The organism is Sphingomonas sp. BL-S-29, assembly GCF_055521495.1.
In genome coordinates, this window is the sequence record NZ_CM145482.1 from 1,460,074 (window position 1) to 1,479,438 (window position 19,365).

The following is a 19,365-nucleotide window of genomic DNA, read 5'->3' on the forward strand; positions in this document are numbered from 1 at the left end:
TTGTTCCGGGGTCCATGGTTCCGCGCGCGCAACGACTGCGGTGTCTGCGGGACGATGGATGCCGGAACAAGTCCGGCATGACGGCTGGGGACGCGGGCGTTACTTCGCGGCAGGCGGCGGCGGCGAAGCGGCCGCCGGATATTTGACCCCCATCTGCTCGAGATAGCTGCTGTACTTGGTCGGATCGTAATAGAATTTCTCCATCTGCGGCCGCATCTGCGCCATCAGCTGGGTGTTGAGGTCGATCGCCGGCTTGTCCGCCGCGGTCAGCACCGGATCGTACTTCTGGTCCTTCTGCTGCACCGTGTTGAAATAGGTCTTGGCGTCGGCGATCAGCTTGGGCGTCGTCATCAGGTCGAGCACGGTCATCGCCACCGCCTTGGCGCCCGCCACGGCGCCCTTGTGCGCGATCGGCGTCGCCATCGCGATCGCCGCGGTGACGTTATGGCCGATCGTGCTGGGCACGTTGGACGGGAAGCCGATGGTGATCGTCGGCACCGTCCACATGATATCGCCGATATCGTCCGAGCCGCCGCCATTGGAGGGGCCGCGCGTCTCCGGCGTGGAGAGCGGCGCGATCGTGTCGTACAGCGGCTGGACCTTCAGGCCGTTGCTCTCCTGCACGGCCTTGGCGAAAGCCTGGTCGTCGGCGGTCCATTTGGGCATGCCGACGGCCTTGATATTGGCATAGGCGGCCTCGGCCATCGGCTTGTTGCCGAAATTGGGCGCGGCATAGCCGAGCACGCGCCGCGTGACCGTGGTGCCCGTCGCCATCGCCGCGGCTTCGGAGATGGTGTTGCCCGTCTCGTAGAGCTTGCGGATCGAATCGAAGGTCTGCTCGCGGAAATAATACCAGACCGATGCCTCGCCCGGCACGACGTTGGGCTGCCCGCCGCCATTGGTGATGACATAGTGCGAGCGCTGGGTGAGCGGCAGGTGCTCGCGGCGCATGTTCCACGCCATGTCCATCACCTCGACCCCGTCGAGCGCGCTGCGGCCCGCCCAGGGCGCGCCGGCGGCATGCGAGGTCTTGCCGTGGAAGCTGTATTCCACCGAGACCATGCCGTTATTGCCCATCTCGCCATAGCCGGTGCCGAAGCGATTGCCGACATGCGTGAAGATCGAGGCATCGACGCCCTTGAACAGGCCTTCGCGGACATAATAGGCCTTGGTCGCGAGCAGCTCCTCGGCGACGCCCGGCCAGATCATCAGCCGGCCCTTGATGTTGTTCTTGATCATCACGTCCTTGGCGGCGATCGCCGCGGCGACGATCAGCGGCATGCCGCTGTTATGACCTTCGCCATGCCCCGGCGCGCCCGGCACCATCGGCGTGATCTTCGGCGTGCCCGGCATTTGCGACAGGCCGAGCAGGCCGTCGATGTCGCTGCCCAAGGCGATCAGCGGGCCGCCTTCGCCCCAGGTCGCGGTGAAGGCGGTCGGGATGCCCGCCACGCCGCGGGTGACCTTGAAGCCTTCCTTCTCGAGGATGCCGGTGATGTATTCGGAGGTCTTGAACTCCTGGAAGCCCGGCTCGGCGAAGCTGTAGATCGAGTCGACCATCTCCTGCACCAGCTTGGCATGAGCATCGACGTTTGCGGCGGCCGCCGCCTTCAGCGCGGGCTTGGCCTGGGCGTGAGCGGCGGTGGGGACGTAAAGCGCGGTGGACAGCAAGGCGACCGTCAATCCAACCATCTTCTTCATGTTGAAATTCTCCTGATCTTTTCTGGTCTTGAGGTTTAGAAATCGAACCGGACGCCGACCCGGAACACGCGGCCGAGGACATCGTAGAGATTGCGGTTGGTCTGCGGATATGCCGGGGTGTTGTTGCCGGTCGGACCGTTGCCGACGAGCACCGGATCGGTATCGAGCAGGTTCTTGATCGACAGGAACGCCGTGGTCTTGGCGCCGGCAATCTCGAACTCGTGATTGACCTGCAGGTCGACATAGATCGCACCGGCGATGTCGTTGCGGTTCACCGTGCGGTTCGCCACGGTCGAGACCGGGCAATCCGTGCTGCAGACGATATAGCTGTTGTCGTACACGCCGCCGCTCACGCCGCGGCCGACCAGCTGGAAGCCCCAGGGCCCGACATCGTATCCGGCGGTCAGGCGATAGGTCCAGTCGGGCAGACTGCCCGAATTCTGGCCGGCTGCCTCGGTCGGCACGTCGACGCCATTGTCGGTGTAGAGGCTGATATTCTTGGTCACCAGCGCGCGCAGCGTCAGGGCACCGGGGCCAATCGGCTTGCGATAGCTTGCCTCGAAATCGATACCCTTGGCTTCGATGCCGACGAAATTGGTCGGCTTCAGCTCGATGCTGGTGATGAGCAGGTTGGGCGTGGTGACGCCACGGCCGCCGGTGGTGGAAATGGCGGCACAAGCTGCGGCATTGCTCTGTTCATAGCATTGCGTGACCAGCGTCTGGGCACCGATATTGGCGATCGCCCCGCTGAGCTTGATCTGGAAATAGTCCACCGAGAAGGCGAGGCCGGGGATGAAGCTGGGCGTGAAGATCGCGCCGACGCCGTAGGTCTTGGCGACTTCCGGGCTGAGCGCGGGGTTGCCGACGGTGGATTCGTTGAACTGGTCGACGCGCTGGTCGATGCGCGTGCCATTCTGGACTGGCACGTTGACGGTATTGGTGCGGCCGGTGCCGGGCGCGAACAGCTCGCCCAGGTTCGGCGCGCGGATGTCGCGCGAGATGGTGCCGCGGAACTTGACGTCGGGGATCGGCTGCCAGGTCACGCCGGCCTTCCAGGTGCTGACCGTGCCCGAGGTGGAATAGTCGGTCAGGCGGAAGGCGCCATTGAAATCCGCGCCCTTGAACAGCGGCACGATGGTCTCGAGATAGGCTTCCTTCACATTATATTTGCCGAAGGTGGGCAGATAATTGCCGTAGATCCAGGTGCCGCTGGTCACGCCATTGGCGACGCGCGGCTGGAACAGCGGATCGACCGATCCGGTCACCGATTCCTGACGCCATTCGCCGCCGAAGCCGAGCGAGATCGGGCCGGCCCAGAGATCGACCAGGTTGTTGGTGAACAGGTTGAACGCCGCCACGTCCTGCTTCAGCGTCTGCTTCCGGAGCGGTTGCAGGCCGTCATACAGGACATAGGCCAGCGCCTCGGGCGAAACGCCGCCCACGCCGATGCGGTTGATCGGCACGCAGCCATTGTTGACATTGGCGGCGGTCAGGCGCGACCGGCAGACGATGGTGCCGGCGGCGATGCCCGACGCGTTGCCGGCCGGCGCCACCACCGCGTCGGTGGCCAGCGCCATGCGATCGATGTTCCAGGCGTTGGTCAGCAGCTCGTTGGTCTTGGTGATGCCTTTCTGGTAATAGGCGTCCCAGTGCAGCTCGCGGTCGAACAGGCTGAAATCGCCGCTGGCACCCACGACATAGCGGAACACCTCGCGGGTATTGTCGCTGCCCTGGGGCGGGATGCCGATATTGCTGGTCCCGATCGTGGCCGTGGTGACCTTCGTCGTGTTCGCGGGGTTCGCGTTATAGGCGTTGACCTGGTTGAGGAAGCTGGTGGGCAGATAGGCGTTGACCAGCCCGCCATTGGTCGCGGACGGCGCGATCTGGATGGTCACGCCCGTGGTCGGCGTCTGCTGGTAATAGCTCTGGCCCTGGTAGCGGGTGTACGCCATCTGGCCGTACAGCTCGAACGCGGGCGAGAATTCATAGGAGATCCGGCCGAACCCGCTCTTGCGGTCCTCCGATGGCAGCAGGGTCGCGCTGCTGACATGGCCTTCGCGGCCGATCAGATAATCGCCGCCGACCATCCATTGCCCATTGGAAGGGCCGAACACGAAATTATTGACGGAGGCCTTGCCGGTCGCCGGATCGACCTGGCCGAAATAGACGCCCTTGAACGGCCCGGTGCTGATCAGGCCGCCTTCGGTGAACTGGCCGGTGCCGATCCCGCCCTGGATCAGGCGCGCCGGATAGCAGATCGTCGAAGCCAGCGCGTCCTTGCACGCGGTCTCGCTATAGGCGGGGTTGTCGATCTGGAAGAAGCCGCTGTCGTTCCAGTCGCGGTCGATCGACTGGATGCCCTTCTGGGTGAAATATTCGCCGCTGACCAGGACATGACCCTTGCCACCGGCAAAGGGGGTGCCGGCCGTCAGCGTGAACTTGTGGTTCGGGCCGTCGCTATAGGTGGTGACGCCATATTCGTAGCTGCCCTTGATGCCGGTATATTTCTTGTCGAGGATGAAGTTGATGACGCCCGAAACGGCGTCCGAGCCATAGGCGGAGGAAGCGCCGCCGGTCACCACTTCGACCCGCTCGACCAGCGCCTGGGGAAAGGTATTGACGTCGACCACGCCGCTGGTCGCCGAGGCGACCGAGCGCTGGCCGTCGAACAGCACCAGGGTGCGCTGCGACCCCAGGTTGCGCAGGTTGACCGACGCGACGCCGGCCAGGCCGTTGCTGAGCGAGCCGTTCGAGTTCGCCGCGGTCGAGCTGCCGCGCACCGACGGAAGCGTGTTGACGAAGTCGGCGATGTTGGCCGGCGCCTCGGCCTGCAATTCCTTGCTGCTGATCACGCTGACCGGGGTCGGGGCATCATAGCCGTCGCGCACGATGCGCGATCCCGTGACGGTGATCTCCTCCTGGGGCGCCTCTCCCGCCGCTGACTGGTCCTGGACGAGGGTGTCGGCCGGTGCCGTGTCTCCGGCCGCCGGTGCCTTGTCCTCGACGCTTGCCATCATCGCCGGCGCTGTCTGCGCATTGGCGATGCCGGGCATGGCGACGATCGCCAGTGCCAGAATCCCGGCGGTCGAAAGGCTATGTCGCCTGAAAAGCCGGCGGTCGGAAGTCGTGTTCGCGCTGAATGAAATTGTCATGGTCGCCCCCGATTATTGTTACTCCCTGGGCAACCTCTCCCTTCACTCTGTCCCTTTTCGGAACATTGTCATTGAACGCTATAGTTACTGGCCGATGTATGTCGCGCGCACCTCACCTGCGACGCCGACCTGATGGTCAGCGCCCCGAATATGACTCGCGCAGTGCAGTCTCCCTGGTGAGGCAATTCTCTGCGGAATTGCCCTGACGCAAGATTAGCAGAGTTCAGATAGGAGATGTCGCTATTTTCACGCGCAGATTGACGATGTTTGCGTAGATTCTTTCACGAATTGTGCATCGAGCGCTGGTTCCGGGCGCCACCACTCGTCAGCTAGCCCGATTCCCGCGTTACCACCGAATCCGGTCCGAATCGCTCGCTCAGGCCGGGCCCTTGAGCAAGACGGGCGGAACCGATCGCTGCGCCACTTCGCGCATGACGAAGCTGCTGCGGATCTTGGCGACATGCGGCAGCATGGACAGTTCGCTGCGATAGACCCGGTCGTAATCCTCGAACGACTTCACATGGATGATCATCAGGAAGTCGACATTGCCCGAGACGAAGCTGCAATAGGACATGGACGGGCATTTCACGACGGCGGTCTCGAACTCCATCAGCACGTTTTCGGCCTGGGACCTCAGTTCGATCATCACGATCACGACGATGCCGAAGCCAAGCCGCGCCATGTCCAGATCGGCGGAATAACCGCGCACCGCGCCGCGTTCCTCCAGGATCTTGCGCCGCCGGGCGACGGCGGTGCTCGACAAATGTACGCGTTCGCTCAGCGCGACGTCGGAGGCGCGGCCGTCGCTCGCCAGTTCGCGGAGGATGCGATAGTCGATCGCATCGATGTCGGTCATGCCGGAATCGTTCACGCACTGTCCCCTTTGCGCATCATTTGATCGATTGTGCGTCGCAACATGAATTGATGCAACGCCGATGGCAATGCGGCTAGGGGATTCCGGCGAGAGAAATTGATCGAACCGCTACGGCGCGGGTGTCGTCCAGGCGATCGTCGATGTTGCAGCGCCGCGCGTCATTTCGGGCGAGACCGTCTCGGGTGCCGCCACTGGCGCGTCGATCACCGGCTCGACGGACAGGGGATCGGCATAATCGTCGGTGACGACTACGCGCGCGCCGAGCCCGATCACGCCATAGAGCTTTCTGGCGAAGGCGATGGGCACGCGGACGCAGCCATGGGAATCGGGATAGCCGGGGTTCCGGCCGGCATGGATCGCGATCCCGTCCCAGGTGAGGCGCATCATGAAGGGCATGGGCGCGCCCGAATAAAGGTTGGAACGGTGCTTCGCGTCCTTCTCCAGGATGGTGAAGTCGCCGACGGGCGTATCGAAGCCTGGCGCCCCGCTCGAGATCGGGGACAGGCCGATCAGCGTCTCGCCGCGATAGACATGGATGCGCTGCAATGGGATGCTGACCAGGATCCGGATGTCGCCCGTGCCGCCGGCGTCGTTCCAGAGGAACTGGCCCGGCTCGAGCGCGGCGACCATGTCGCTGGTGAACGGGGCGCCGTCCGCCGCGCGCGCCGGCGTAGCGGTCCAGGCAAGGAGGAGCGCCGCGGCAAGCGACCAGATCGAACTCCGGGATAACGGCATGAGCACCTCGTCGTCGCGCGTTCCCCCTTCGAGGCGTCAACGGCCATGGCGTGATTTGGTGCCGTCACTTTGGTCGGGAATTGACGGGAAAAATCTGATAGCCTGCGCAGAGGAAGACCGTCGAGGCATGTCATTGCGGGATGAAGAAGCGACGCCCACGCGGCGCACGATCTTGCGGACGGGCGCGGGCGTCGTCGGCGCGCTGACCGCTGCGCTGGTGCTGCCCGATCCGCTCGGCGCCGCCGCCGCGGCGGCATCGGGCGACTTTCCGCCGATCGCCGCGCCGTGCAAGGTCCGGCCCGCCCTGCTCGGCCAGGCGCTGGTCGCGCTCGACCGGCATCGCGACCGGATCGAGTTCGACGACCGCGTGGCCATCGTGGATTTCAGCGCGCCGTCCTCCCAGCCGCGCTTCTATCTGGTCGATCTGCGCAACGGTGCCACCACCAGCTTCCTCGTGACCCATGGCAAGGGTTCCGATCCGGATCACAGCGGCTGGCTGCAACATTTTTCGAACGACGATGGCTCGCTTTGCTCGTCCGAGGGCAGTTTCCTCACCTCCGATTATTATGTCGGCGATCACGGTGCCTCGCAGCGATTGCTCGGGCTGGATCCGACCAACAGCAATGCGGAAGACCGCGCGATCGTCATCCACAGCGCCTGGTACGCCAACCCCGAGCTGCTGCTGGTCCAGCCGATGCTGGGCCGGAGCGACGGGTGCTTCGTGTTCGGCGAGGCGCAGATCGATTATGTGTTCGACCGGCTCGGGCCGGGGCGGCTGCTGTTCGCGGCAAAGATCTGACGCCCGGAAGTCTGACGCCCAAGGATGCATAGCGCCACCGATGGTGGCATCCCTTGTCGACGGTGTCGTCAAGGATAGGCCAGAATGAAGCGGTCGCCTTACCGCAGGATAGCCGCATGACCGCTCTGCTCCCCGCCGAACTTGCCTGGTACGTCACGGGCCGTTTCTACCGCACCGCCGATGGCACGCTCGCCGATTTCGGCTATTTCCTGCATCTGCCGTTCCTCGATGTGCCGTTGTTCGACGGCCCGCGCAGCGAGACCACCGCGCATTTCACCTTCGCCGCCCGGCCGTTCGACGCGAAGGCGGTCGACAATGGCGCATTGTCGCTCGGGGTGGATCCGGTCGGGCAATTCTCGCTCTATCTGCAGCGTCGACCGGCCGGGGACTTCGACGATCCCGCCTCCTTTGCGCTGGGCGAGCGGATCGCGACGTTTCGCCGCGCCAGCCTGGTGGTGGGAACGACGGTGGCGGGTTCGTCGGTGCCGTTGATCGGCACCAACGTCTTTTCCGCGCGCCTGATCGACAGCCGTCCGTTCGATTTCGCCGGCGGCCGGCATGATCTGGCGGCGCATCTCGGCGCGGGCGTGACGCAGTTCGGTACCTCGGCCGAGACGCCGATAACGCCCCCGCCGGCGGGCTATGATCTGGTGCTGCCCTTTACCGGATCGGCGATCCTGCTGGGCTGACCCCGCGCGTCTCAGCCGGCGCCCGGTCCGGCCGGCGGCTCGGGCACGACTTCCGCCTTCCAGGCAAGCTCCGGCCGCAGATATTTGCGCGCCAGTGCCTCGATATCGGCCGGCGTCATCGCCTCGAACTGGGGCACCGCGGTCAGCGTCTGTGGAATATACTGCGGCCGGTCGACGATATAGGTGAGCTGGTTGAGCCACCAGCCATTGGTATTTTGCGCCCGCCGCGCCGCCTCCACCAGCGGCTCGCGTGCCCGCTTCAGCTCGTCCGCGCTGATCGGCGTGTCGCGCAGGTTCGCGGCGATCGCGTCGACCGCCGCGAAGAAGGCCGGCAGCTTTGCGGGCGCGGTCTCCGCCTGCACCGAGATGGTGCCATAGCCCTTGTAACTGTTGGAATAGCTGGCCGATACGCCCGGTGCATAGGCCAGTGCCTGCTTCTCGCGTATCTCGTCCAGCGCGCGCAGCTTCAGGACGGCCGCCAGCATCTCGATGCGGCGGACCTCGGTCAGATCGTCGATCGCATCGGTCGCCGGCCAGGCGACATAGCCGAGCCCCTGTTCGGCGAGTCCCTTGTGCATGAAGCGGAGCGGTGCCGCCATCGGCGCGGGGAAATGCCGCTGGTCGGCGCCGGGTACGGGGATGCCGGGCGCCGGGCGCGGCGGCAACGCGCCGAAGGTGGTCGCGGTGACGGCGATCGCCTCGTCGACGGTCAGGTCGCCGACCATGGTGATATGGATCGGCCCGACCGACAGCAGCGCCTTCAGGCCGGGTCGTTCGGTTTCCATCGACCATCGCGACAGGATGTCGGGGGGCACCACCGCCGCGCGCGCGTCGCCGCCGGCCAGCAATTGCTTCGCCTGCACGGCGAATGCGCCCGACGGCACGGCCAGCGTCGCCTCATAGCTTGCCGGATAATTGGCCTTGCTCTGTTCGAACGCCTGGCCGCGATAGGCTGGGTCGGTCAGATAGGCCGCCATCAATTGCATCTGGAGCTGCAGGTCCACGCGCCGCGTGCCGCCGCTCAGCAGGAACTTGTCGCCGAGCGTGGCCAGTCCCGTGCCGACGACATGGCCGTTGAGCGAGCGGCTGATCTCGTCGGTCGTCATCTTGCCCAGCCCGCCCGATTGCAGGCTGCCGATCATGGTGGCGCGCGGATCGAGCGTGTCGGGGGGAAAGTTCCGCTCGCCCGTGCCGGTCAGCAGGTTGATGGAGATGGCGTCCTTGCTGAAACTGGTCGGCTTCACCGTCAGCGTCACGCCATTGGCGAAGGTGACAATGGTCGTCCCCAAATCGGCAATCTCCCGGCGCTGCGTGACGGTGCCGGGCTTGCCGAAATCGGTATAGGGCCAGGGCAGCTTGGCAACGGCGCCGGGTGCCGCGACCGCAACGGCGCGTGAAGCCTGCAGCGCTGCCGTCACTGACTTCTCGCCGCCCTCGATCGCGACGGGCGACATCACCATGGTCAGGGGGCCGCCGCCGCTGAAAACGGGCTTCACCGCGTCGCTGACCTGCGCCGCCGTCAGCGTCTTCACCGTTGCTTCGAACAGGTCGAGATCCGTCCGGGGCGAGGAGAACACCTCCCGGTCGTTGACCGCGCCGACGATGCCGGCGGCCAGCCCGCGCGTGTTGCGGGTGGGCGCCCCCTTCACCGCATTTTCCAGCGCGGTGCGATAGGTGGTGATCTCGCGCTGCAGTTCGGCATCGGTGACGCCATAGCGAACGAGGCGGCGCTGTTCCTTGTCGACGGCCTCGAGCGCGGCCTTCCATTTGCCCTGCACGAACTGGGCGGTGAGCGTGGTGACGCCGACGCTGCGCACCAGTTCGGTCTGGCGGGCATTGGCGTTGAGGAACGGCGCGTCGTCGGTGCGCGACAGTTCGGCAAGCCGGCGGTTGAGCACCGCCAGGCCGAGATATTCGATCGTGTTCCGGCGCCGCTTGGCGATCGTGTCCGGCCGCAGATCGGGTGGGCGGACCCAGGCCAGCGAAATGCCGGAGGAAATGCCGGGCTCGACCAGGATATGCGTTTCCGGCCCACGCCCGGCGACCGTGCCGAGATCGGGGTCGGGGCCATCCGGCGCCCTGGCGCGCCAGTCGGCAAAGGCCGTGCGGATCCTCGTTTCCATCGACGCGACGTCGAAATCGCCGACCGCGACCAGCGTTGCCCGCTCGGGGCGGTAATAGCTGTCGTAAAAGTCGGCGAAGCGTTCTCGCGGCGCCGTGCTGACGATCTTGAGCTCGCCGATCGGAAAGCGCGAGGCGACCTTCTGCCCCCTGGCAAGGATGTCGAGCTGCTTGCGCGAGATGCGCAGCGCGGGCGTGTTGCGCTGGCGCTCCTCGCCGGCGATCACGCCGCGTTCCTCGTCGATTTCCCTGATCCCCATCGTCGCTTCCGACACCTGCTCGCGCATCACGCGCAGCGCGGTGTCGACCGTCTCGTCATTGGTGCGCGGCAATTCGAGCTGATAATAGGTCTGGTCGAAGCTGGTCGCGGCGTTGAGATCCGCACCGAACGCCATGCCCAGCCGCTCCAGGATGGCGATCAGCTCGTTCTTCGGAATGTGCGTCGTGCCGTTGAACGCCATATGCTCCATGAAATGGGCAAGCCCGAGCTGGTCGTCCTTCTCCATCAGCGATCCCGCATCGATACGCAGGCGCAGCGAGGCCTGGCCGGGCGGGGTGGCGTTGTGCAGGATCGCGTAGCGCATGCCGTTGGGCAGGGTGCCGGTGCGGACCTCGGGATCCGCGGGCACATCGCTGGCCTTTTGCGGCCAGGGTTGCGAGGGCAGCTGCGTGGCTATCTGCGAGATCGCGGCAGGTGCCGCCGTCGTTCCCTCGGCCTGTCCCGACAGCGGTCGCGCGGACAGCCCGGCCATCAAGGCCGTCATCAGCAGGAACAGGCGACCCGAACGCGACATCGATCGATCCTCACAAGGCGGCGGAGAAACCGTCCGTCCCAACAATGCGCCATAGCGACGCAAGGAGCGCATCTGAGCGCGCCGGCCGAACATTCATAGGCTGAACTTCCCGGGAGGCTTTGATTTGGCGCAGTCGGCCCACTCGACCTCTGCCGAAAGCCATGTCCTTCGCGCGCGATTCATCCCCTTGCGGCCGCACGCCGCCTTGTGAAGGCCGGACGGGTCCGTCTAGGTACCGGTCACAAGGCAGCGAAGGACGGGGGCGTGGGTATGATGACGAAGGAAGGTGACATCGCCATCGACCCCGACGCCCAGGCTGTGCTGGACATGGCCGCGGCGGCGGGGCGTCGGCCCATGCACGAACTCGGCCTGGCGGAGGCGCGTGCGGCGATGCGCGCTGCCCGGCTGGCGCTCGGCGCCGAGCCCCCGGCGACGCTGATCCGGGATCTCGCGGCGCCGGGGCCGGGCGGTCCGATTCCAATCCGTCTGTACCGCCCGCCCGGGCTGCCGGCCGACGCCGTCATGCCCCTGCTGGTCTATTATCACGGCGGTGGCTGGGTGCTCGGCGATATCGAGACCGGCGACGCCCTTTGCGCGTCGCTCGCCGGCCGCCTTGGCATCGCGGTCGCGGCGGTGGATTATCGCCTGGCGCCCGAGCACCCTTTCCCGGCGGCGGTCGACGACAGTTTCTTCGCGCTGCAATGGCTCGTGGGTCAATCGGCCGCCCTCGGGCTGAGCGCCGATCGGGTCGCGGTTGCGGGGGATTCCGCCGGTGGCAACCTGGCGGCGGTGTGCGCGCTGCTGGCGCGCGACCGGGGCGGCCCGGCGCTCCGCTCCCAGATCCTGCTCTACCCGGTGACGGATTGTTCGATGACCAGCGATTCCTATCGCCGCAACGCGTCCGGCTATCTGCTGACCGCCGAGACGATGCGCTGGTTCCGCGACCAATATCTCGGCGCCGCCGATCCGGCCGACTGGCGCGCGTCGCCGCTCCGGACCGAGCGCCTCGACGATCTGCCGCCTGCGCTCGTCGTCACCTGCGGGTTCGATCCGCTGCACGATGAGGGACAGGCTTATGCCGAGCGCCTGCGCGCCGCCGGGGTGCCGACGCGTTTGCTGCCCTATTCGCGCCAGCTCCATGGTTTCGCCCTGTGGGGAAAGGTGGCGCGCGATGCGGAAACCGTCCTGTCGCAGGTCGCCGACGAACTGGGGCCGGCGTTGTTCCCGACGCATGGCTGACCGGTGCCAAGCATGCATCGTCCTTCTACAGCTTGCGCATTTACGATAGTCCAGCCGCTTCTCCCGGCTCGCAAGCGGCGTTCGACCTTGTATGCTTGCGCCAATCGGCAGGAAGACCCGAGGCGTCGGGTTTGCCGATGACGGACTCGGGCCGGCGGGCGCCACGATCCCGCACCGCCGGACCCAATGACGAGAGGAGACCCGGACGATGTATGACCTGAAGGATCCGAGGTCGACCATGACCACGGCCAAGGCGGATGCGCCAAAGGCGCCGATCACCGACTTTGCGGGCGCGGAGGTGATCGAGTTTCACGACATCCCCCCGCAGGAAACGGGCGAAGGCTTCAAGACCTGGTACGGGCGCGGGCAGAATTTCATCCTGTCCTATACGGAGGCCGAGGCCGGCGCGGTGCTGTCGCGCTCGGGCCAGCCCGACGAATATATGGCGTTCTTCCCGGAACGGCATACCCGCGTCGACATCGAGACCGACAATGGCAGCGCATCCGACGTCAGCTATCAGCTCGCGATCATCCCGCCGGGCGACAGCAAAATCGTCGTGAAGGAAGGCGGGCTGGTCCTGCGCCTGTTCAGCTCGCTCGCACCCGATCTGGCGGCAAAGAGCCATAATGCGGAAAGCTATGCCCGGCCGCATCCGAACATCCCGCCGTTCGAGCCCTGGCCCGCTCCGGCCGACGGATTCAAGCTGCGCCTCTATCCCATCGACGTGCCCGTCACGCCGGGGCGGTTCGGGGTCATCTATCGCTCGACCAACATGATGATCAACCTGATCCCGGTCATGATGGAGCCGCGCGACCCCAACAAGATGTCGCCGCACTTCCACGACGATTTCGAGCAATGCTCGCTCACCCTGCAGGGCGACTACATGCATTATCTGCGCTGGCCCTGGGTGCCCAACAAGTCGATCTGGCGCGACGACGCCGCGATCCGCGTCACCGCGCCGTCGATGACCGTCATCCCGCCGCCCGCGATCCACACGTCGCAGGCGCTGCCGGAGCCGCCCTGCCATCTGATCGACATCTTCAGCCCGCCGCGCGTCGATTTTTCCGAAAAGGCCGGCTGGGTCCTCAACGCCGACGATTATCCGATGCCGTGATCCGGCGGGGCGATCGCTCGTGATCGCCCCGCCGACCGATTTTTCGACGACGCTCGTTACGCGCGGCGACGAGGCCTCGCGCCGGCCGCGAAAGGCCTGGCCGGATTGCGCCGCATCAATCCAGGAGAGACAAGAATGGATGCCACTCGTCCCGATCCCCGCCAGTTCCGCGCCCGGCTTCTCGCCGGCGAACCGCTGATCGGCACGTTCATGAAGGTGCCGGCACCCCAGAACACCGAGGTGCTTGGCCTGGACGGCTTCGATTTCGTCATGCTCGACGAGGAACATGCGCCCTGGGACCGGGTGACGCTCGACACCGCGCTGCTCGCCGCGCGCGCGTTCGGCACGGCGGGCCTGGTGCGGATCGCGCGGCCTGACGCGAACAGCGTGTTGTCGGTGCTCGATGACGGCGCGATCGGCATCATGTGCCCGCATGTCGATTCGGCGGAGAAGGCACGCGCGGTGGCATCCTGGGCGCGTTATCATGGCGGGGTTCGCGGCGCGGGAGCGAGCCGCGGTGGCGAATATGGCGCGCGCGGGGCCGACAATTATCGCTATGCGGACGAGACCTCGACCGTCATCTGCATGATCGAGGACCGGCAGGCGCTCGACGTGATCGACGATATCGCGGCGGTCGAGGGGGTCGATGCGCTGTTCCTCGGGCGCGGCGATCTCGGCCTCTCGCTCAGCAACGCGACGGACCCCGTGCCGACGCTGAAGGACGCGGTCGAGCGGGTGATCGAGGTCGCCAGGGCACATGGGAAACCGGTCTCCGCCGTGGTCCAGTCGATGAGGAGCGACGAGGCCAAATGGCTGATCGACCTGGGGGTGACGGCGATGATGGTCGCGTCCGACCTCGGCTTCCTGCGCCAGGCCGCGAAAGCCGCGCTCAACGACTTCCGCGAGGTGATGAAACCGGCCTGACCGGCGCGGCGCCCGCTCAGTCGGCCGGGCGGTAGAAGGTGGAGATCACGGGCCAATAGGCCGCGCCGAGGCCCTCGCTAGATGCCCGCTCGAGCAAGGTGCGGGCATAATCGGCGCCGGGCACGTCGATGCCGACGTCGCCGGCCATTGCCAGCGCATAGCCGATATCCTTGAGCATATAGTCGGTCGGGAAGACGCGTTCCGGAAAGGCGCCCGGCGCGACGGCTTTCAACCCGTGGTTCCGCAGCGCGAAGCTGTCTGCCGATCCCTTGACGAAGGTTTCGAACAACGCCGTCGCGTCGATGCCTGTCCCCTGCGCGATCGCCGCGGCCTCCGACAAGGCGATCACCGTGCCGACCACCACCATATTGTTGAGAATCTTGACGACCTGTCCGGCGCCGACCGGGCCGCAGTGCGTAACCTCGGCGGCGAAGCAGCGCAGCAGCGGTTCGATCATCGTGAATAATTGGGGAGTGGCGCCGACGGTTATCGCCAATGTACCCAGTTCGGCAGCGGCGCGGGTCCGCGCGACCGGCGCGTCGGCGTAGCGGGCCCCCCGGGCGGCAAACGCTTCCGCCAGGCGTCGGGTGATATCGAGCGGGCTGGTCCCGAGATCGACAAAGGTCTGCCCACTGCGCGCATTGGCCAATATGCCGTCATCGCCGCTGCAAACTTCCTCCAGATGCCTGCCGCTCGGCAACGAAACGAAGATGATCGTCGCGTCGCGCACCAGGTCGGCGATCGTGTCTGCCTTCACGACGCCGACATCGGCCAGGCGCTCGAGCGGGTCGTTTGCGAGATCATAGCCGGTGACGTTCATCCCGCTCTTGATGGCGAGATGCCGGCACATCGGCTCTCCCATCACTCCAAGGCCGATAAAGCCGATCCCCCCGCTGCTCCCGATCATCGCATTTTCTCCCGTCGCATGCCCCTCGAAGCGCGTCTGGCGGCACGACGCGCAATGCCCAAAATCGTATCGACCACATCGGCAAGTTATTAGCTGCGGCTCGCGGCACTCGGTTACCGGTATCCCATGTCCATGCCCGCGTCCCTTTGTCGGTAAGCGAATCGCGATGCCGTCATCTCCCGAACTGCTGTCCTATCCGTGCGTGGTGATGCGCGGCGGCACCAGCCGCGCGGTGTTCGTGAGGGAGGGCGACCTGCCCACGGATGCCGTCGCGCGCGAGCGCGCGATCCTGGGCATCTTCGGCTCGCCCGACCGGCGTCAGATCGACGGCATCGCCGGCGCTGACCCGCTGACGAGCAAGCTCGCGATCATCGGCCCGCCCCGGGTGCCGGGCACGGACCTGACCTACACCTTCGGGCAGGTCGAGATCGAACGGCCGGAGATCGACTGGCACAGCCTGTGCGGGAACATCTCGGCAGCGGTCGGCCTGTTCGCGATCGAGGAAGGGCTGGCGCCGGCGACCGCGCCTTGCGCGAGGGTGCGCGTGTTCAACACCAACCTGAATCGCGTGCTGACGATCGAGGTGCCGGTCGTGGACGGCTATCCGGTGGTCAGGGGCGATTATGTCGTCCCCGGCGTTCCCGGCAGCGGCGCACGCATCCTGATCGACTTTTCGGATACGGCCGGCGGCGCGACAGGGCGCCTGCTGCCGACCGGCAATCCGGTCGACCGGCTCGATATTCCTGGTCACGGTCCGATCGAGGCCTCGCTGGTCGATATCGGCAACGCCCATGTCTTCATTCGCGCGTCCGATGTCGGGTTGACCGGCACGGAGACGGCGGCGCGGATCGACGCCGACGGGCAATTGCGCGGCCTGCTCGAGGCGATCCGGGGCGTCGCGGCGCATCGGATGGGGATGATCGCCGATCCCGCCCGTTCGGCGGCCGAGAGCCCGGCGACGCCGCTGCTCGGCATGGTCGGCGCGCCGCAATCCTATCGCATCGACCAGACCGGGAAGACGGTCGCGGCGGAGGATGTCGATCTCGTTTCCCGCCTGATGTTCATGCAGCAGACGCACAAGACCTATGCTGGCACGAGCACGGTCTGCACCGGCGTGGCGAGCCGGCTGTCGGGGACGATCGTCCATGAAGTTGCGCGCAGGCGCGATGCGAGCGAGGTGCGGATCGGCCACCCGGCGGGCGTGATCGAGACCGAGACGGTGATCGCGCGGGACGGCCAGACCCATATCGTGCACCGCGCGACGCTTGGGCGCACCGCGCGGCGGATCATGGAGGGGCGGGCCTTCGTCCCTGCGCCAGAGCCGGTAGCGGCCTGATCCGATGAGCGCGTTGCCCGACTACGCCCTCTACGCCCTGCGTTATGCCACACGGGCCGCGCGGCGGCGCGATCACTTCATCGGTGGCGATCCGCATGATGCGCCGATGCCGATGGATTATTTCATCTGGGTCGCGGTCGGGGCCGAGCGAAGCTTCGTGATCGACATGGGCTTCACCGCCGAGGTGGGCGCAAAACGCAAGCGGGACTATCTGCGCTGCCCGGTCGAGGCGCTGGCGCTGATCGGCATCGACGCGACCGAGGTGCGCGACGTGATCATCACGCATCTCCATTATGATCATGCGGGCAATTTCGAGAAATTCCCGAACGCGCGATTTCACATCCAGGAACCCGAGATGCACTTCGTGGCCGGGCGCCACATGCAGTATCACGGCATCTCGCATGGTTATGAGCCCGAGGATGTCTGCGACATCATCCGGCTGAATTTCGCGCAACGCGTCGTGCATTATGACGGGGAGGGCGAGGTCGCGCCCGGCATTCGCGTGCACCGCACCGGCGGGCATACCGACGGGCTGCAGTTCGTGACGGTGCATACCCGGCGCGGCTGGGTGGTCGTCGCGTCCGACGCCTCCCATTTCTACGAGAATCTCGACCAGTACCGGCCCTTCACGCGCGCGTTCAACGTCGGGGACATGATGGCGGCGTTCGACCGGCTGCGCGCGCTCGCGCCGAGCATCGATCATATCGTGCCGGGTCATGATCCGCTGGTGATGCGACGCTATCCGGCGGCCGCGCCCGAACTGGAGGGCATCGTGGTGCGCCTCGATGTCGATCCGATCCCGGCCTGACCGGCGGGCTTCATTCACGTCATCAAAGGGGGACAATAATGCGTGAGACGGTCGCCGAGGCGCTAGCCCATCATTTCGTGAACCTGAAGGCGAGCGACATTCCGGTACGCCTCATCGCCGACTGCAAGGCGCTGGTGCGCGATTATCTGGGCGTCGCGCTTGGCGGCAGCCAGACCGGCAGCGGCCGGGCGTCGGCTGCGTTCGCGGAGGAGGTGGGCGGTCGTGCGGAGGCGACGATCATCGGCAGCGGTGCCCGCGTTCCAGCGGTCCATGCCGCCCTCGCCAACGCCATCGCGTCGCATTCGATCGAGCTCGACGATGTCGACATCCTGGCGCTGTTCCATTTCAGCCCGCCGGTCGTGTCGGCGGCGCTGGCGGCGGCGGAGCGTGAGCGATCGAGCGGGGAAGAGTTTATCGCCGCGGTCGTCGCCGGGTGCGAGATGATGGCGCGGGCCAGCAACGCGACCAACTTCTCGCTGCGCGACCGCGGCTATCACACCACGCCGACCTGTGGCGTGTTCGGCGCGACGATCGCCGCCGCGCGGCTGATGAAGCTGGACGAGGCGCAGACCGTATCGGCGCTCGGCATGGCGGGGGCGCAGGCGTCGGGGCTGATGGAGATGTACGGCCCGTCGATGCAGAAGCGCTTCAACCCGGGCCCGGCAGCGCGCAACGGAGTAACCGCCGCCCAGATGGCGAAGACTCGGCTTCACCGGCACCGCGACGATCTTCGAGGGCGAACGCGGCTTCTGCCGCGCATTCAGCGACACGCACGACATCGGCGCGCTGACGCGGGATCTCGGCTCGGATTTTCCGATCTTCATCGAATACAAAGCCTATTCCTGCGCCCGCCCGATCCACAACGCGATCGATTGCGCGCTGGCGGTGCGTGGCCAGTTGACCGAGCCGGTCTCGGCGATCACCAGGATGACGATGCGCCGCCATCCGACCTGGGCGCACTATCATCTCAACACGCGACCAAAGACCTATCACGAGGCGCAGGTCAGCCTGCCCTATTCGGTCGCGGTGGCGCTGATCGAGGGCGCGGCGTTCTTTCCCCAATATCAGAACGAGAAGCTCGGCGACGCCGAGATCCTGCGCCTGTCGGACCTGCTCGAGGTGGTGCCGGACGACACGCTGCCACGCGGCGTATCCTGTCACCTAGTGGCCGAGACCGCCGGCGGCGCGCGGGCTGAAAGTCAGGTCGATCATCCCAAGGGATCGATCGACTATCCGATGACCGACGCGGAGATGCGCCACAAGGTCCACCTGCTCGGCGACCCGGTGCTGGGCGAGGAACGGGTCGCGCGGATGATCGCGACGATCGACGATGTCGAGAACCTCGCAGGGATCGACGATCTGATGCGGTTGACCGTGCCGGCCGCCGGATAGCGGGGCAGGTGCTAGCGCAGCCCGCCATAGGCGGCCCACAGGCTGCCCGTCATCCACCCGCAATCGACGACGAGATCGGCACCGGTGACGCCGGAGGCGCGCTCGGATGCGAGGAATTCCACCACCTCCGCGACCTCGGCCGGCTCCACGCAGCGGCCGAGCGCCATCCGGGCGTCGAGATCGGGCGGATAACGGTCGCCCGATCTTTTGCGCTCGACGATGCGTGGGACGAGCGTGACGCCGGGCGAGACCGAATTCACGCGCACGCCGCGCTGGCCCCATTCGCCGGCGAGGCTCCTGGTCAGATTGATGATGGCCGCCTTGCTCGGGCCATAGATATTTAGCGGAGTCGAGCCATGGCCGGTCACGGAGGCAATGTTGACGATGCTGCCGCGTCCGCGCGCGGCCATGCGTGCGCCAAAGACTCGGTTGGCATGATAGGCGCCGCGCAGATTGACCGCCATGATCCGGTCGAAGAGGTCGGCGGGCGATTGTTCGATCGGCTCGTTCGCCTGGAATATGCCCGACGACACGACCAGCGCGGTTACCGGACCGACATCCCGGTCGATCCGATCGGCGAGTGCCTCGATCGCGTCGATGTCGGTCACGTCGAGGATGTGGGCGGTTCCGCCGAGCGCCTCGGCCAGGGTCTCGCCGGCGGCGATGTCGCGGTCGGCGATGACGATGGCCCAGCCGCGCGCATGCATGACCCGGCAACAGGCCGCGCCGATGCCGTTGGCGCCGCCGATCACCACGGCGATGGGACGATCGTTCATTGCC

15 protein-coding genes and 1 pseudogene are annotated in these 19,365 nt (G+C 66.2%); 9 read left to right on the forward strand and 7 right to left on the reverse strand.

Translation table 11 applies throughout. The annotated features are described in order from the left end of the window. Positions 1-99 precede the first annotated feature (99 nt). The 4 genes from ACZ1I2_RS07065 to ACZ1I2_RS07080 all read right to left on the reverse strand — a co-directional run bounded on the left by ACZ1I2_RS07065 (position 100) and on the right by ACZ1I2_RS07080 (position 6,462). On the reverse strand, positions 100-1,692 hold the full coding sequence (locus ACZ1I2_RS07065; RefSeq protein WP_465177174.1) for an amidohydrolase: 1,593 nt from the start codon (positions 1,690-1,692) through the stop codon (positions 100-102). A 44-nt stretch (positions 1,693-1,736) separates the two neighbouring features. After that, positions 1,737-4,853, reverse strand: coding sequence for a TonB-dependent receptor plug domain-containing protein (locus ACZ1I2_RS07070; RefSeq protein ID WP_465181611.1), 3,117 nt, complete (start codon positions 4,851-4,853; stop codon positions 1,737-1,739). 376 nt (positions 4,854-5,229) lie between these two features. Beyond that, positions 5,230-5,724 carry an Lrp/AsnC family transcriptional regulator gene (locus ACZ1I2_RS07075; RefSeq protein ID WP_372850024.1) on the reverse strand — a complete coding sequence of 165 codons (495 nt, stop codon included), beginning with the start codon at positions 5,722-5,724 and terminating at the stop codon, positions 5,230-5,232. A gap of 111 nt (positions 5,725-5,835) precedes the next feature. After that, on the reverse strand, positions 5,836-6,462 hold the full coding sequence (locus ACZ1I2_RS07080; RefSeq protein ID WP_465170385.1) for a L,D-transpeptidase family protein: 627 nt from the start codon (positions 6,460-6,462) through the stop codon (positions 5,836-5,838). A 127-nt stretch (positions 6,463-6,589) separates the two neighbouring features. Between ACZ1I2_RS07080 and ACZ1I2_RS07085 the strand changes: the two genes are divergently transcribed. After that, a complete protein-coding gene (locus tag ACZ1I2_RS07085) occupies positions 6,590-7,261 on the forward strand; it encodes a murein L,D-transpeptidase catalytic domain family protein (RefSeq protein WP_465174616.1) in 672 nt (223 codons plus the stop codon). Between the two features lie 116 nt (positions 7,262-7,377). Then, positions 7,378-7,950, forward strand: coding sequence for a hypothetical protein (locus ACZ1I2_RS07090; RefSeq protein ID WP_465174615.1), 573 nt, complete (start codon positions 7,378-7,380; stop codon positions 7,948-7,950). 11 nt (positions 7,951-7,961) lie between these two features. Here the strand turns inward: ACZ1I2_RS07090 and ACZ1I2_RS07095 are convergent, their stop codons facing one another. After that, positions 7,962-10,865 carry a M16 family metallopeptidase gene (locus ACZ1I2_RS07095; protein ID WP_465174614.1) on the reverse strand — a complete coding sequence of 968 codons (2,904 nt, stop codon included), beginning with the start codon at positions 10,863-10,865 and terminating at the stop codon, positions 7,962-7,964. Positions 10,866-11,135: 270 nt separating this feature from the next. Here ACZ1I2_RS07095 and ACZ1I2_RS07100 point away from each other — a divergent pair, with 270 nt between their 5' ends. From ACZ1I2_RS07100 to ACZ1I2_RS07110, 3 genes are all read left to right on the forward strand, one after another. After that, the gene (locus ACZ1I2_RS07100) at positions 11,136-12,104 is read left to right on the forward strand and encodes an alpha/beta hydrolase (protein WP_465177173.1); all 969 of its coding nucleotides are present in this window, start codon (positions 11,136-11,138) and stop codon (positions 12,102-12,104) included. A 208-nt stretch (positions 12,105-12,312) separates the two neighbouring features. Beyond that, the gene (locus ACZ1I2_RS07105) at positions 12,313-13,218 is read left to right on the forward strand and encodes a hypothetical protein (protein WP_465170380.1); all 906 of its coding nucleotides are present in this window, start codon (positions 12,313-12,315) and stop codon (positions 13,216-13,218) included. A gap of 135 nt (positions 13,219-13,353) precedes the next feature. Beyond that, complete coding sequence (locus ACZ1I2_RS07110; RefSeq protein ID WP_465174613.1) at positions 13,354-14,142, forward strand: HpcH/HpaI aldolase family protein; 789 nt, start codon at positions 13,354-13,356, stop codon at positions 14,140-14,142. Positions 14,143-14,158: 16 nt separating this feature from the next. On the opposite strand, the gene ACZ1I2_RS07115 is transcribed toward ACZ1I2_RS07110, so the two are convergent. Beyond that, entirely contained in the window at positions 14,159-15,049 is an 891-nt protein-coding gene (locus ACZ1I2_RS07115) for an NAD(P)-dependent oxidoreductase (RefSeq protein WP_465174612.1), read from the reverse strand. Between the two features lie 166 nt (positions 15,050-15,215). Here ACZ1I2_RS07115 and ACZ1I2_RS07120 point away from each other — a divergent pair, with 166 nt between their 5' ends. The 4 genes and pseudogenes from ACZ1I2_RS07120 to ACZ1I2_RS07135 all read left to right on the forward strand — a co-directional run bounded on the left by ACZ1I2_RS07120 (position 15,216) and on the right by ACZ1I2_RS07135 (position 18,585). After that, entirely contained in the window at positions 15,216-16,385 is a 1,170-nt protein-coding gene (locus tag ACZ1I2_RS07120; RefSeq protein ID WP_465174611.1) for a PrpF domain-containing protein, read from the forward strand. Between the two features lie 4 nt (positions 16,386-16,389). After that, positions 16,390-17,193 carry an N-acyl homoserine lactonase family protein gene (locus tag ACZ1I2_RS07125; RefSeq protein ID WP_465181612.1) on the forward strand — a complete coding sequence of 268 codons (804 nt, stop codon included), beginning with the start codon at positions 16,390-16,392 and terminating at the stop codon, positions 17,191-17,193. Positions 17,194-17,231: 38 nt separating this feature from the next. Next, a pseudogene (locus ACZ1I2_RS07130) lies at positions 17,232-17,837 on the forward strand (MmgE/PrpD family protein); the annotation flags it as partial. A gap of 241 nt (positions 17,838-18,078) precedes the next feature. Then, positions 18,079-18,585 carry an MmgE/PrpD family protein gene (locus ACZ1I2_RS07135; protein WP_465181613.1) on the forward strand — a complete coding sequence of 169 codons (507 nt, stop codon included), beginning with the start codon at positions 18,079-18,081 and terminating at the stop codon, positions 18,583-18,585. Positions 18,586-18,596: 11 nt separating this feature from the next. Here ACZ1I2_RS07135 and ACZ1I2_RS07140 read toward each other — a convergent pair whose 3' ends face one another. Further along, on the reverse strand, positions 18,597-19,361 hold the full coding sequence (locus ACZ1I2_RS07140) for an SDR family NAD(P)-dependent oxidoreductase (protein WP_465174608.1): 765 nt from the start codon (positions 19,359-19,361) through the stop codon (positions 18,597-18,599). Positions 19,362-19,365 lie beyond the last annotated feature (4 nt).

Coding starts and splice junctions, on each gene's coding strand:
- ACZ1I2_RS07120 (WP_465174611.1), top strand. CDS start 15,216: ATGCCGTCATCTCCCGAACTGCTGTCCTATCCGTGCGTGGTGATGCGC.
- ACZ1I2_RS07090 (WP_465174615.1), top strand. CDS start 7,378: ATGACCGCTCTGCTCCCCGCCGAACTTGCCTGGTACGTCACGGGCCGT.
- ACZ1I2_RS07080 (WP_465170385.1), bottom strand. CDS start 6,462: ATGCCGTTATCCCGGAGTTCGATCTGGTCGCTTGCCGCGGCGCTCCTC.
- ACZ1I2_RS07070 (WP_465181611.1), bottom strand. CDS start 4,853: ATGACAATTTCATTCAGCGCGAACACGACTTCCGACCGCCGGCTTTTC.
- ACZ1I2_RS07110 (WP_465174613.1), top strand. CDS start 13,354: ATGGATGCCACTCGTCCCGATCCCCGCCAGTTCCGCGCCCGGCTTCTC.
- ACZ1I2_RS07125 (WP_465181612.1), top strand. CDS start 16,390: ATGAGCGCGTTGCCCGACTACGCCCTCTACGCCCTGCGTTATGCCACA.
- ACZ1I2_RS07100 (WP_465177173.1), top strand. CDS start 11,136: ATGATGACGAAGGAAGGTGACATCGCCATCGACCCCGACGCCCAGGCT.
- ACZ1I2_RS07105 (WP_465170380.1), top strand. CDS start 12,313: ATGTATGACCTGAAGGATCCGAGGTCGACCATGACCACGGCCAAGGCG.
- ACZ1I2_RS07115 (WP_465174612.1), bottom strand. CDS start 15,049: ATGATCGGGAGCAGCGGGGGGATCGGCTTTATCGGCCTTGGAGTGATG.
- ACZ1I2_RS07085 (WP_465174616.1), top strand. CDS start 6,590: ATGTCATTGCGGGATGAAGAAGCGACGCCCACGCGGCGCACGATCTTG.
- ACZ1I2_RS07065 (WP_465177174.1), bottom strand. CDS start 1,692: ATGGTTGGATTGACGGTCGCCTTGCTGTCCACCGCGCTTTACGTCCCC.
- ACZ1I2_RS07140 (WP_465174608.1), bottom strand. CDS start 19,361: ATGAACGATCGTCCCATCGCCGTGGTGATCGGCGGCGCCAACGGCATC.
- ACZ1I2_RS07095 (WP_465174614.1), bottom strand. CDS start 10,865: ATGTCGCGTTCGGGTCGCCTGTTCCTGCTGATGACGGCCTTGATGGCC.